Source organism: Microbacterium sp. CIAB417 (genome assembly GCF_022788845.1).
The window spans coordinates 919,976-933,241 of record NZ_JAHZUT010000002.1 but is presented as its reverse complement, the minus strand read 5'-3'; the positions used below and the strand labels follow the sequence as shown (position 1 = coordinate 933,241).

Below are 13,266 nucleotides of genomic sequence, written 5' to 3'. Positions count from 1 at the left end.
GGACTCAGGGGCGGACGATGATCTCCGACGCCGCCGCATCCGCCGGCCACACGGGGAACGCGCTGATCGCGCCGTCCGCGAGGTAGCTCACGGACGCCCGGACCGGGTTCGAGGTGTCGATGCGGTACACCGCACCCGGCTGGACCGGCACGGATGCGGTGTCGCCCGCCGCGACGCTGACCCGCTCGGTCTGGGTGGCACCGCTCAGCGGCGTCAGCACGACATCTGCGGAACCGACCGTCGATCCCGCCACCACGAGCAACGGCGACGGGCCGTCCGATACGGCGACGACGCTCGGGTCGACGATGGCCTCGGCCGCGGTGTACCAGGCGAAGTCCGCACCGTTGCTGAAGCTCGTCGTCTGCCACACGGCGCTGACGACGGCCGAGCTGGCCTCGACGCGCACGGTGTACGTCCCGGCCGGCAGACCGGCGAGGTCGAGCTCGGTCGGAAGGTCCGCGCCGAGCGGAACATCCTGCGTCAACGCGGTGCGGCCCGTGTCATCCTGGACGGTGACGGTGGCTGTCGCCGCGGCGCCAGGAGCGAGCAGCCGCAGAAGGGTCGTCGCGCCGGCGGAAGCCGCATCGACCGCGCTCTGCGGGACACGCACTCCGGGGATCACCTGCTGCGTGGCGGAACCCACGATCACGCCGCTCTGCTCGATGCCGCCGGTCAGCAGGGTCCGGGAGAGGCTGGATTGCAATGCCGCAGCGACCGGCGCACCGGAGGCGGTGACACGCACGACGGGCGCGCCCTCGCCGACCGCGAGCGCGGCCAGCGGCACGAGCCGTTGCGTGTGGGCGTCGACGCGGAGCCCGCTTCCCGACGGCGGGGTGGAGGCGCCGGTCGCGCTGTACAGCGTGAGATCGACGGTGGCGGCGACATCCGACGGGTTCGAAAGCAGGATGACATCCGCCGAGCCCGTTGTGGTCGCACCGGCGACGAGCCACGACTCGATGAGCGGGGGCTGACACGCGGAGGCGGCGAAGCCGCGAAGATCGTCGGCGGCTGCCGAACCGCTCGATGATGCGGCGGCATCCGATCGTGTCGCGTCCACAGGCGGGGCGACGAACACGAGGTGCCCGTCGGAGCCGACGACGTCAGGGTCGCTCGGCTCCGTGGTCTGCTCGAGCGTCGCGCCGTCCGATCCCGACACGGTGGCCGTCGGCGCCGCGCTGGCGATCTGGCCGGCCTGCGTGGCGTCACGGCCGAGGGCGAGCAGCGGCCCGGCGCAGGCGAGCACCGTGTCCGCCGGCGTGGGCGTCACGCCCACCGCGAGCGGCTCGTGTGTGTGCGTGGGCCAGTTCGCGGCCACACCGACGCCCACCGCGCCGACCATGCCGACGGCGAGGGCCGCGCCGACGACGAGCCGCGTACTGGTGGCGGCCCAGCGCCATGCCCGCTGCCTGCTCATACCTGCTCCTCCCGCGAACGCGGTCCGACGGTGCGCGGAGTGCGGCGAGCCTCACGGCGCGACGCTGCGGTGGGGAACGAGAGCAGCAGGGCGATCGCGACGACCACGAGCTGCACCGCGGCGACCGCCCACCCCTGGCGAACCAGCTCCGCGCTCGGCGCGGGCCGCTCGGCCACATCCGTCGTCACGCGCCAGAGCGTGCCCTTCGGCGTCGCGCCGACGACGTCGAGATCGTCGCGCTGATCGAGGGCCGTCTGGGCCGAGAGGCGCAACGCGCGCGCCGCGTCGCTCTCGTCGGATGTCTCGGGAGCCACGACGATGAAGCGGATTCCGGCGGCCGCGACGCGTGCGACGACGTCCTCCGAGGTCGACGTCACCAGATCGGCGGTCAGCTCGGCCACTTCCCGGTCGGATGCCGAGGCGACCGAGCGGGTCGCGTCCAGCGTGGAGCCGCCCGACAGTGTTTCGCTGCCGCCCCACACGACCTGGGCGGCGACGGAGCCGTCGGCCAGGGGGGAGATCACGATCGTGCCGACATTCGAATCGTCGCGCCCCTGCGCGGCGACGTAGGCGGGCAGTGTGGACGGCGAGCCGCTCTGCAGCTCGCTCTGTCCCCGGCCCATCGCGGTGACCGAGGGAACGGCCAGGAGCGCGAGAGTACCGATGACGGCGACGGCGCCGAAGACGCGCAGGCCGCCGGCGCGCGCCGGAACGCCCGAGTCGAGCGTGAGGGTTGCGGCCGCGACGATCCCCAGCCACGCGAGACTCAGCGCCGCACCCGGCCACAGTGCGACGGGAGTGCCCCGGGTGTCGACCGACACGGCGAAGCCCACGGCCGCGAACGCGGTGGCGATGCCCAGGAGCGCGATCACGAGCAGAACACCGGCCACCATCCACCGCGGGGTCAGCAGCGACAGCAGGGCGAGCACCGCGAGCGGGGCCACGAGCACGACCACCGCGGTCACGAACGGCGCGATGGTCGTTGAGCCGAGCAGACCGGCCCAACCGGCGAAGTCCGTGCTCGGGAAGCCCGTCGCCAGCGCGAAGCGGCCAGCGGCATCAGCTCCCGCCTGCGGTCCCGCCCACACCGGACCCGGATCGGCGACCAGACCCCACACCGTCCCGCCGTGCAGCTGGGCCCAGATGAGGGGGGCGAACAGCGCCAGCGCGGGCACGCCCGTCCAGACGATCTGTCCCGCCCCGCGACCGCCGCGTGCGACCACGACGAGCATCATCGCCAGCATCCAGACCAGGATCAGTGCGGGAGCCAGCGACGGCGCGCACGCGAGCACGCCCGCCAGGAGCAACGACGCCGCCCCGGCGGCCGCCCATGACCGATGGGCCACCGCGCCGGCGTAGAAGAGCCACGGCAGCAGGAGGTGCACGATGACACCCGTGGGGCGGCCGTCGACGAGCGCGGACCAGAAGGTGGGCGCGAGCGCCCAGGCGACGGCGGCGGTGTTGCGCAGCAGCGAACGGGACGTGAGGCGTGTGGCCGCGAACCAGCCTCCCAGCACGGCGAGCGGCAGTGCAGCGAGCCACAGCACGATGAGGATCCGCGACGGATCCGCCGGCCAGAGCGAGCCGAGCAGCGCCACCACGGCGGCGAACGGATCGGCCGGTCCCGCCACGCCCAGGCCAGTCGCTCGGGCGCCGAACGCCGCGTCGGCCCAGAGCTGGCCGAGCGTCGCCCGCAGCGGCTCGAGTGCGCCGCCGCCGAGAGCCGGCCATGCCAGGAGAGCGGGGAACGCAGCCGCCGAGACGACCAGGCCGGCCAGCACGAGCCAGGCGCCGCCGCCCGTGAAGAAGTGCAGCTCGCCGCGCACCGGTCGATTCATCGCGTCGGCGTCGGCATCCGCGTCGAAGCGCTGCCGGAGCGCGGACCGGGTGATGCGCAGGAGGGAGAGCTGCGACCATGCGACGCTGCGCGAGCGACGGATGACACCTCGGGATGCGGCGATCGCGCCCCACCGGAAGAAGGCGACGATCGAAGCGCCCCACTCGGGCAGCACCCGAGAGGGCTGCTTCGCCACCAGCAGCGCCGCGGCGCGCCACAGCGCGAGCGGGATGAGAGACAGCAGATGCAGCGGCACCGCCGCAGCCGGGGCGTACGACAGGCGGCGGTGGATCTGCGCGAGCCGACGCGCGTAGGCGCGACGGCGACGGGCGCGCCGCGTCGGGGCGACGGGCAGGCCCGCGACGCCGTCACCGGCAACCGCCACCCGCGCGGTGGGCACGAGGCTCACCCGGTGACCCGCCAACCGGGCGCGCACGCCGAGATCGAGACCCTCGTCGGCCCCGCCGAGAGCGGGATCGACGCCGCGGAGGGTGCGCCACAGGTCGGCGCGCACGAGAAGCCCGCGCACATCGGCCCCGAGAACGTCTTCGTCACCGTCGTGCTGGCCCTGATCGAGTTCGTCCTGAACCATCTCGACGGCGCGGCCGAACGTCGTCATCGTCACACCCAGCGACGCGATGCGGGCGGGCTCGTCCCACTCCACCAGCTTGGGGGCGACGACGGCGACCGAGGGCGCGCGCTCGAGTCCGGCGAGCAGGCGCTGCAAAGCCTCCGGCTCGGGTGCGGTGTCCTGGGCGAGAAGCCAGACGAACTCGCCGCTGATTCGCACCGAGGCCAGGCGCACCGCATCGGCGAACGACGTCGAGGCGCCGGCGGTGATCACGCCTTCGGCGCCGGATGCCGTCACCAGCTGCGTCAGCGCGGAGTCCCCGCCGCACAGCACGATGGTGAGCGCGTCGACCCTGCGGGTCTGTGCGGCGAGGGCGGACAGCGTGCGCTCGAGATGCGCCGCGGCGGCCGTACGCCCTTCAGGGCGCACAACGAGGAGAGCGTGGACACGGGCCGACATGACTGAGTCAGCCTAAGCACGAGTTCGCGGCACGCGAGGTGCACGCGCCGCAATCGGTGATGTCGATAGGGCGTTCAGCTCACACGACGCTTGAGTTTGCGACGCTCGCGCTCGCTGAGTCCGCCCCAGATCCCGAACCGCTCATCATTGCGCAGCGCGTACTCCAGGCACTCGTCGCGAACATCGCACGTGGTGCAGATGCGCTTCGCATCGCGGGTGGAGCCGCCCTTCTCGGGGAAGAACGCCTCAGGGTCGGTCTGCGCGCACAGTGCGTCCGTCTGCCACGACAGCGGATTGTCGTCCTCGACCGGGGCTTCGCGACGGACGCCCGGGACCCCGAGGAAGACCGGATCGACGTGCCAATTGTCGGGAACGCCTGAGCGGTACGGTGCGCTCGCCATGTGCTCTCCCCACGATCTCGAATCACGCCCCGCGGTGGGCGGGTGCCTAAATTACACAGGTGTGATTCGAGGAAAGCAAGTCGCGGATCGTAAACCCTCAACCCACGCTTTAATCTTCGCGACGCGCCGTCGGCGTGTCGATGGAGCGGATTCGTTACGAGCCGGCGATCAGCGTCCCGGCATCGCGAGGAACAGCTCCCCGGTACCGGTGATCTCGAGGTGCTGCTCGTCGGGCGTGGCGAACGCCGCGGCACCCGGCGCGAGTTGCACCCGTGCATCCGCAGCCGCCACGATCGGCGCACCGACGGTCGCCACGGCGATGGCGGGACCGCGCAGGCGCACGCGACGCACGTCCCCCTCGTCCACGCTCACCCGCAGCAGCTCGAAGTCGGTGATCCCGGGCGCGAAGACGTCGACACCCGGCTCTCCCACGATCGCCGGCAGCCGCGGCGCGTCGCCGGGTGTCGTATCGAGGATGCGCAGCAGCTCCTCGACATCGATGTGCTTGGGTGTCAGCCCCCCGCGCAGCACGTTGTCGCTGGCGGCCATGATCTCGACCCCGAGGCCGGAGAGGTATGCGTGCAGCACACCGGCCGGGACGAAGATCGCCTCGCCGCGCGCCAGCACGACGTGGTTCATGAGCAGCGCCACCACGACGCCCGGATCGGACGGGTACGCGTCGGCGATGCGCGTCAGTGCGGCGAAATGGTCGGTGGGTGTCGTCTGGGCCGCCTGTCGCACAGCGGCGATCACCCCGTCCACGACGCTCTGCGCCTGGCCGGAGAGCAGCCAGCCGAGAGCGTCGCGCAGCGCGGAGGCTTCGTCGGACCCTTGCAGCGCCCGGTCGAGAGCCGTCACGCCCTCGTTCTGGACGAGGGTCGCGAGGATCTCCCGGGTCGCGCCGAGGGGACGCAGGCCGGCAAGCGCCTCGAAGCGGTCGCTGACAGCCACGATCACCTCGGGCTTGTGGTTGTCGTCCTTGTAGGTGCGGTGCGCCGCATCCCGCGGGATGCCCGCAGCTTCCTCCCGCGCGAAGCCTTCCACCGCCTGCTCGCGCGAGGGATGTACCTGGATCGACAGGGGCGAGCCCGCGGCGAGCAGCTTGAGCAGATACGGCAGTCGCATCTTCGGGCCCGCGCCGGGGTCCTGCGCATCGAACCAGGCGTCCAGCGTCATCCCGAGGGAGGGCAGCTCGGCGGGCGAGCCGGGGTGGTCACCGAACCAGACCTCGGCTTCGGGCGCTCCGGAGGGCTCGCGTCCCTGCAGGTCTGCGATGAGATGGGAGGATCCCCAGGAGTAGTCGCGGGGGACGTTGGTCAGCTCGGCCAGCACACCCCCAGCCTAGAAGGGTCGCGGGCTAATCTGGGGGCATCATGGCCGTCCGAACCCAACACCCGGCGGGTCCCGCCCCCGCGCCGCCGGTGCGCGAGCGCACGGGACACCTGCTGCTGCGCGCGTGGTGCGTCTTCGTCGTGTTCCAGGCGATCGCGGGCACCGCATGGACGCTGGCCTTCGGGGTCGCCGTGTCGACCGCGATCGTGGTCGCCACCGCGGTCGTCTCCCTCGTGGTGTGGCTCCTGCTCCGACCGCCGGTCGACGTGCGGCGCCTGCCGTGGTTCGTCCTCGCCTACGGCGTCTGGGCGGCGGCCTCGCTCATCTGGTCCGCGTGGCCGGGGACGACCGGCACCACCCTCGCGCTGTGGCTGATCACGACGGGCCAGGGCCTGTTCGTGGCGGCGATGCTCACCTGGCGCGAGATCATCGCCGCCATCTCGGCCGCACTGAAGTGGTCACTGGGACTGTCGCTCGTCTTCGAGCTCGTCGTGTCGCTGTTCGTCCGGCGTCCCATTCTGCCGGGGTGGGTGCTTCCGGAGCGGGGCGTGAAGTACGACCCGATCGTCTACTGGTCCCGCAACAACCTCTTCGATCTCGACGGGCGCATCCAGGGCATCCAGGGCAACGCCAACCTCCTCGCCGTCGTCGCACTGCTCGGGCTGATCGTCTTCGCCATCCGCTGGGCGGCGCGTGCCGAGCGACGCTCCTCCGCGATCGTCTGGATCTCCATCGCGGCGCTGTTGTTCGTCCACGCAGGTTCCGCGACCGCCTATCTCTCGGCGGCCGCGGTCGTCGTCGTGCTCGTGACGGTGTTGCTCATGCGAACCGTCACCAGGCCAGGCGGGCGCACCGTGTACTACGTCGCGTACGCCGGGGTGGCGCTCGTCGGCGCCGCGATCCTCTTCTTCGCGCGCGACACGCTCTTCACGGCCCTCGGCCGGTCTGCGGATCTCACCGGACGCGAGGGCATCTGGGAGCAGGTGCTGGCGCGAGCCGGCGAGCATCCCCTGATCGGATGGGGCTTCGCCTCGCCGTGGTTGCCGTGGGACAGCCACTTCGACGGCTGGATCGTCGACCACGGCGAGACGGTCATGCAGGCGCACAACATGTGGATCGACATCTTCCTGCAACTCGGGGTGATCGGCGTGCTCCTGATGGCGGGCGTCTACGCGACCTTCATCTGGCGCGCCTGGTTCTTCGCGATCGACCGCCCACGATGGGACCTGCGCGATGACCGCCCGTACTCGCCCTTGACGCTGCTGCCCACCCTCGTCGCCACCGTTCTGCTCGTGCAGGGGCTCGCCGAGTCCGGCCCGCTGGTGGTGTGGGGCTGGATGCTCATCGTGCTGTTCGGACTCAAGGTGCGCCAGTCGCCGCTGCTGGGCGTCGGCCCCGCGGAGACGTCGTGGCGCATCGAGCGCGGCGACCCCGTGACGGATCAGGGATGATCGCCGCCGCTTCGTCCGGCATCGGCGAACTGCTGCGCTCGGCCCGGATGGCGCGCGCCTTCACCCTTCTCGTCTTCGGCACGACCTTCGGCGCCTTCGCCATCGAACGTCTCATGGGCCGGGTGACCTACGTGACGATGGTCGCGGGGCTCTGCGCTCTCGCCGTCGCCATGCTCATCGCGCGCCGCGGGGAGCTGTCGCCGCTGCGGCTGGCATCCGCGACCCTGGCCCTCTTCCTCGGATGGACGCTGGTGAGCGTCTTCTGGTCGACCGACCATCCGAAGTCCCTCATCGGCTGGGTGGCGCTGGCGGCACTCTCCCTGCTGGGCGTCACGATCGCTCACGTGCGCGACACCCTCCAGACGGCGCGGGCGCTGGGAGATGTCATGAGGTGGCTGCTCGCCATCTCTCTGGGCGTCGAGATCCTCTTCGGCATCCTCATCGACATGCCCTTCCCGCTCTTGGGCGTGCAGGGGCTCATCGCCGAGCTCGGACCCGTGCAGGGGATCTTCGGCACCCGCAACGCGCTCGGCTTCGTCGCCGTGCTGGCGTTGATCACCTTCCTCGTCGAATGGCGAACCTCGTCCGTGCGTCCCGGTGTCGCCGTGTTCTCGGTGCTTCTCGCGGGCGGTCTGGCCGTGCTCAGCGACTCCCCCACGGTGATCGTGATCGCGCTGATCGTGGGGCTGGCGACGCTCACGCTCATGGTCGTGCGCCACACCCGGCCCGAATCGCGGCCCATGCTGCAGGCGACGCTCGCCGGGATCGTCGTGGTCGCCCTGGCGGTCGCCTACGCTGCCCGCGGCCCCATCATCGCGATGCTCGGCGCCGGCAGCGACTTCTCGACGCGCGCGGATCTGTGGAACACGATCCTCGACTACGTCCGGTATTACCCGGTGCAGGGATGGGGCTGGTACGGCACCTGGTCCACGACCGAGTTCCCGTTCCTCTCGATCAATGTCAGCCTCGGCGAGCGCCATGCATCCGCACTCAACGCCTACTTCGACATCCTCCTGCAGGTGGGATGGTTCGGACTGCTGCTGTTCGCCGGTTTCTGCGTCGTCGCGCTCGTGCGGTCGTGGCTCGAGGCGAGCAACCGCCGCGCCGTGGTGTACACCTGGACCCCCCTGATCCTCACCGCGCTGCTCATCGATTCCGTGTTCGAGAGCTTCACCCTCTTCGGATACGGATGGCTCCTTCTCGTCGTATGCGCCAGCCGTGCCGGGCAGTCGCGATCGTGGCGCGACCGCATCGACAGCGGTGACCCGATGCCGACCGTCCTTCCGGAGGAGCCTGGTCGCTGAGCGCCCTCAGGGTGGTTCACGAGGTCGAGCCGGTAGGATCGTGCTCCGGCTCTACGTAGCGCGCCGCCGACCGAACCGGAGATCCACCCGTGCCGCATGTCCTACAGAAGGTCGTGTTCCCGCTCGACCGCGACCCCGACCTCCTGCCGCTCTACGCGGATCCCGAGACCTGGTCGGTCATCGACGACGAGCCCGTGCGGGTCTCCAATCGAGCGCAGCTGACGAACATCCTGGGCCGCACCCGTGCGCGTGTCGTCAGCGGCCGCCGCGTGTCGTTCGGTACATACTTCAACGCCTTCCCCGCGTCGTACTGGCAGCACTGGACTCCGGTTCGCGACGTGGCACTCACCGTGCGCACCCAGGGACCCGCGACGATCCTGCTCTACCGATCGAACGGCAGCGGCACCAAGCAGCGCATCGAGACGCGCGAGGTGGACGGCGAGGCGACGAGCACCTTCCACGTCACACTCGACCAGTACAGCGACGGCGGCTGGATCTGGTTCGACATCGCCGCCGACGAGAAGGCGATGACCTTCGAGGGCGCCGAGTGGACCACCGAGACCGCTCCGGTCCGCCACGGCAAGGCCTCGATCGGCATCACGACATACAACAAGCCCGACTACTGCGTCGAGACGCTGCGGAGCCTCTCCGACGCCCCGGATCTGCTGGAGCTGCTCGATCGTGTCTTCGTGATCGACCAGGGCACGCAGCATGTCGCCGACGAGGACGGCTACACCGACGTCGCCGCCGCGCTCGGGGAGACCCTCGCCGTACTGACCCAGCCCAACCTGGGCGGATCCGGCGGCTTCGCGCGTGCCATGAGCGAGACGCTGGCCCGGCCGGAGAGCGACTTCATCCAACTCCTCGACGACGACGTGCGCATCGAGCCGGAGTCGGTGCGGCGCTCCGTCGTCTTCGGGCGCTACGCGTCGACTCCGACGATCGTCGGCGCACACATGTTCGACCTACTCGATCGCCCCAAGCTGCACGCGTGGGCCGAGGTCGTCGACGAGGCGCCCTTCATGTGGCGCGCGCTGTATCAGGAGAAGCTCCCGCACGACTTCAGCGTCGCCAACCTCCGCCAGTCCCCCATGCTGCACATGCGTTTGGACGCGGACTACAACGGATGGTGGATGTGCCTCATCCCGCTCGAGATCATCCGAGAGATCGGCCTCTCGCTGCCCGCCTTCATCAAGTGGGACGATGCGGAGTTCTGCCTGCGCGCGGGTGAGGCGGGCTTCCCGACGGTGTCGATGCCGGGCGTCGCCCTGTGGCACGTCTCCTGGGTCGGCAAGGACGACTCGATCGACTGGCAGGCGTACTTCCACGCCCGTAACCGGATCGTCGCGGCGCTCCTGCACTCATCGCTGCCGGGCGGCGGCACCCTCCTGCGACACAGTCGCCGGTTGGATCTCAAGCACCTGATGATGATGCAGTACTACCCCGTCGCGCTGCGGCATCGGGCCATCCGCGACGTGCTGTCGGGACCGGCGCACATGTGGGCGAATCTCGCCACGGCGATGCCGGCAGCTCGAGCCCTCGCAGCGGACTACCCCGAGACGGTCGTGCACACCGACAGCGGCGTGCCGTTGCGCTCGCGACGGGGCCGGCAGGTGTTTCCGCTGCGCCGCCGTCACGAGTACGACAACCCGACCGGCTGGCGCCTGCGGTGGTTCACCGCTTCGACGATCGCGTCACACTGGCTCCGCCCGACGCCCCACGACTCGGGACGACTGCCCGAGGTCGAATACGGCAAGGAGGACGCACACTGGTGGCGGGTGCCGCTGGTGGACAGTGCCATCGTGAGCGCGGCGAACGGTTCGGGCAAGAACGTGTACGTCCGCGATCGCGAAACGTTCCGCCGCATGCTCGTTGAGAGCGTACGCCTCCACCGACGCCTGCGCCGGGAGTGGGCCGGTCTTTCTCGCCGATACCGTGCCGCCGCATCCGATCTGACCAGCGTCGAGCGCTGGCGTACCGTCTTCGAGGACAACGCATGACCGCTTCGCTGCCGGGGTTCGATCCCGCCACGGCCACGATCACGATCGTGACCTACAACCGTTCGGCGCTGTTGACCAGGCTGCTGACGAGCATCGAGGCCATGGATCCCAAACCAGGGCACGTCGTGATCGTGGACAACGCGTCCACCGACGACACGACCGCGGTGGTCGACTCCTTCCGGGGCCGCATCGCCACCGAGATCGTCTATCGCCGCCTGGAGACCAACACGGGCGGTTCGGGCGGGTTCAGCGAGGGGATGCGGGTCGCGTATGAGCTCGGCTCGACGTGGATCTGGCTGATGGACGACGATGTCGAGGTCCTCCCCGACGGCCTCGCCCGCATGGGCGGGTGGGCCCCTCGCTTCAAGAGCATCCAGGGCCGGCGCTACGACTACGACGGCAGCGAGTTCTACTGGCAGTACCGCGTCGCCGACCGGATGGGCATTCCCATCCCCTTCGCCCCGGCCGGCTTCGACGATTCCGGGTACAAGGAGATGAACTCCGGCTGCTTCGAGGGCATGTTCATCCACCGCGACATCGTTGGACAGATCGGTCTGCCCGATCCCCGCTTCTTCATCTACTGGGACGACCAGCTCTACGGTTGGCTCGCCTCGCGCGTCACGACCTCGGTCATTGTCGACGAGTTCGTGCTGCGCCGCACTCGCGAGATCAAGCAATGGGACATGGGCATCCGCCACATGAACGCGTCCAGCGACGCGTACCGGTACTACATCATGCGAAACCGCGCCTACATCAAGCGCTACTACCGCACGCTGGGGGTCTACAACCCGGTCCTGTTCGGGCTGGGCACGGCGATGACCTTCGGCAAGGAGCTCATCCGCCTCGTGGTGGTCGAGCGGAAGGTGCGCGGGACGAGCCACCTGGTGCGGGGGCTGCGAGACGGGCGCAAGATCGGGCGCGATCGGTCCTGGCGGCCGATGCCGCCGCTGGTGCAGACTCAGCCCGCCGCGTAGTCCTCGTTGTAGCGCTCCAGCACGCGTTCGATGGGCGCATCCATCTTCAGTGTCCCCTTGTCGAGGTAGAGGCCGCGCGTGCAGAAACGGCGGAGGTCCTTCTCGTTGTGGCTCACGAAGAACAGGGTGCGTCCTGCGGCGAGCAGCTCGTCGATGCGGCGGTAGCACTTCTCCCGAAAGGCCTTGTCACCCACCGCGAGCACCTCGTCCACGAGGAGGATGGGCTCGTCGAGCTGCGAGACGACGGAGAACGCGAGACGCACCTTCATCCCGTTCGACAGATGCTTGTACGGGGTATCGACGAAATCGTGCAACTCGGCGAAGTCGATGATGGAGTCGAAACGCCGCGATACCTCGGCTCGGCTCATCCCGTGCAGCCCCGCCGTCAGCCGCACGTTCTCGCGCACCGTGAGATCGCCGACGAAACCGCCCGTGATCTCGATGAGCGGGGCGACGCCGCCGTTCACTCGCACGGCGCCTTCATCGGGAAGCAGGACGCCGGCGACGAGCTTGAGCAGCGTCGACTTGCCCTGTCCGTTGCGACCGACGACGCCGATCGACTCACCGGGGCGCACGGTGAAGCTGACACCGCGAAGCGGCCAGAACTCACCGGGCCGCGCGCGGCGGGATGCGCCTCCGAAGAGATCCTTGAGGCTGCGGCGCCCCCGCCGATTGCGACGAAAGCGCACCCCCAGCCCGTCGACGTCGATCGCCAGTTCCGCGGGCATCACAACTCCTTCAGCACGGGTCGCTCGAGACGTCGGAAGACCAGGATGCCGAGTCCGAGGATCGCGAGGCTGACCAGGGCTCCGGTCACCACCGAGAGGGTGTCCCACTGGTCGGGGAAGAAACCTGCGCGATAGAGCGTGAAGATGCCGGCAAGAGGGTTGAACGCGGCGACCTCGCGAAAGCCCCCGGGAAGATCTGACACCCCGTAGATGATCGGCGAGGCGTAGAACAGGGCGCGCAGGATGAGGCGGGTCGTCCGCTCCAGGTCACCCCAGAGCACACACAGCGGGGCGACGATGAGCCCGAGGCCGACCAATAGCGCCGTCTGCAGCAGGACCGCGAGGGGGAAGCACAACAGCCCCCAGCCCACCGTCGCCCCTCCGAAGACGGCGAACAGCACGAGCACCGGGATCGAGCACAGGAACTCGACGCCCTTGCTGAGCACGATGCGATTCACCCAGATGGAGCGCGGGATCGCGGTCGATCTCACGAGTCGGGCATCCTTGTTGAAGGCGCGGGTGAAGTCGGTGACAGCGGCGTTGAACCACACCCAGGGCAGGAGCGCCGTGATGAGGAACACGATGTAGGGAGTCTCGCCCACATCCCGCCCGAAGACCTGCGTGAAGACGAACCAGTAGATCACGCTCATCACGAGCGGATCGAGCACAGACCAGAGGTATCCCAGCGCGCTGGTGGCGTAACGGACCTTCAGGTCGCGCGCCGACAGCAGCCACAGGGAGTGGAGGTAGCGCCGGGGTGACCCGGGCGCACCCACGGTGGTCGTGGTCATCAGA

At 69.8% G+C, this 13,266-nt stretch carries 10 protein-coding genes; 4 read left to right on the top strand and 6 right to left on the bottom strand.

The genetic code is table 11. The features are described from left to right. Positions 1-4: 4 nt before the first annotated feature. From KYX17_RS10995 to manA, 4 genes are all read right to left on the bottom strand, one after another. The gene (locus tag KYX17_RS10995; RefSeq protein WP_243227018.1) at positions 5-1,414 is read right to left on the bottom strand and encodes a DUF5719 family protein; all 1,410 of its coding nucleotides are present in this window, start codon (positions 1,412-1,414) and stop codon (positions 5-7) included. After that, entirely contained in the window at positions 1,411-4,281 is a 2,871-nt protein-coding gene (locus tag KYX17_RS10990) for a glycosyltransferase (protein WP_243227017.1), read from the bottom strand. The genes KYX17_RS10995 and KYX17_RS10990 overlap by 4 nt, the downstream gene beginning before the upstream one ends. 74 nt (positions 4,282-4,355) lie before the next feature. Then, positions 4,356-4,682 (bottom strand): WhiB family transcriptional regulator, encoded by a 327-nt coding sequence (locus KYX17_RS10985; RefSeq protein ID WP_243227016.1) that lies wholly within the window; start codon positions 4,680-4,682, stop codon positions 4,356-4,358. A gap of 168 nt (positions 4,683-4,850) precedes the next feature. Next, positions 4,851-6,014 carry a mannose-6-phosphate isomerase, class I gene (manA, locus tag KYX17_RS10980; RefSeq protein ID WP_243227015.1) on the bottom strand — a complete coding sequence of 388 codons (1,164 nt, stop codon included), beginning with the start codon at positions 6,012-6,014 and terminating at the stop codon, positions 4,851-4,853. Between the two features lie 41 nt (positions 6,015-6,055). Between manA and KYX17_RS10975 the strand changes: the two genes are divergently transcribed. The 4 genes from KYX17_RS10975 to KYX17_RS10960 all read left to right on the top strand — a co-directional run bounded on the left by KYX17_RS10975 (position 6,056) and on the right by KYX17_RS10960 (position 11,743). After that, positions 6,056-7,465: an O-antigen ligase gene (locus KYX17_RS10975; protein WP_243227014.1), complete on the top strand. Its 1,410-nt coding sequence runs from the start codon at positions 6,056-6,058 to the stop codon at positions 7,463-7,465. Next, the gene (locus KYX17_RS10970) at positions 7,462-8,769 is read left to right on the top strand and encodes an O-antigen ligase (protein WP_243227013.1); all 1,308 of its coding nucleotides are present in this window, start codon (positions 7,462-7,464) and stop codon (positions 8,767-8,769) included. Before KYX17_RS10975 ends, KYX17_RS10970 begins: the two co-directional genes overlap by 4 nt. A gap of 89 nt (positions 8,770-8,858) precedes the next feature. Then, positions 8,859-10,769 (top strand): glycosyltransferase, encoded by a 1,911-nt coding sequence (locus tag KYX17_RS10965; RefSeq protein WP_243227012.1) that lies wholly within the window; start codon positions 8,859-8,861, stop codon positions 10,767-10,769. Continuing rightward, positions 10,766-11,743 carry a glycosyltransferase family 2 protein gene (locus KYX17_RS10960; RefSeq protein ID WP_243227011.1) on the top strand — a complete coding sequence of 326 codons (978 nt, stop codon included), beginning with the start codon at positions 10,766-10,768 and terminating at the stop codon, positions 11,741-11,743. Before KYX17_RS10965 ends, KYX17_RS10960 begins: the two co-directional genes overlap by 4 nt. Here the strand turns inward: KYX17_RS10960 and KYX17_RS10955 are convergent. Continuing rightward, on the bottom strand, positions 11,728-12,471 hold the full coding sequence (locus KYX17_RS10955) for an ABC transporter ATP-binding protein (RefSeq protein ID WP_243227010.1): 744 nt from the start codon (positions 12,469-12,471) through the stop codon (positions 11,728-11,730). The genes KYX17_RS10960 and KYX17_RS10955 overlap by 16 nt on opposite strands. Continuing rightward, positions 12,471-13,262: an ABC transporter permease gene (locus KYX17_RS10950; protein WP_243227009.1), complete on the bottom strand. Its 792-nt coding sequence runs from the start codon at positions 13,260-13,262 to the stop codon at positions 12,471-12,473. Before KYX17_RS10950 ends, KYX17_RS10955 begins: the two co-directional genes overlap by 1 nt. Positions 13,263-13,266: the final 4 nt, after the last annotated feature.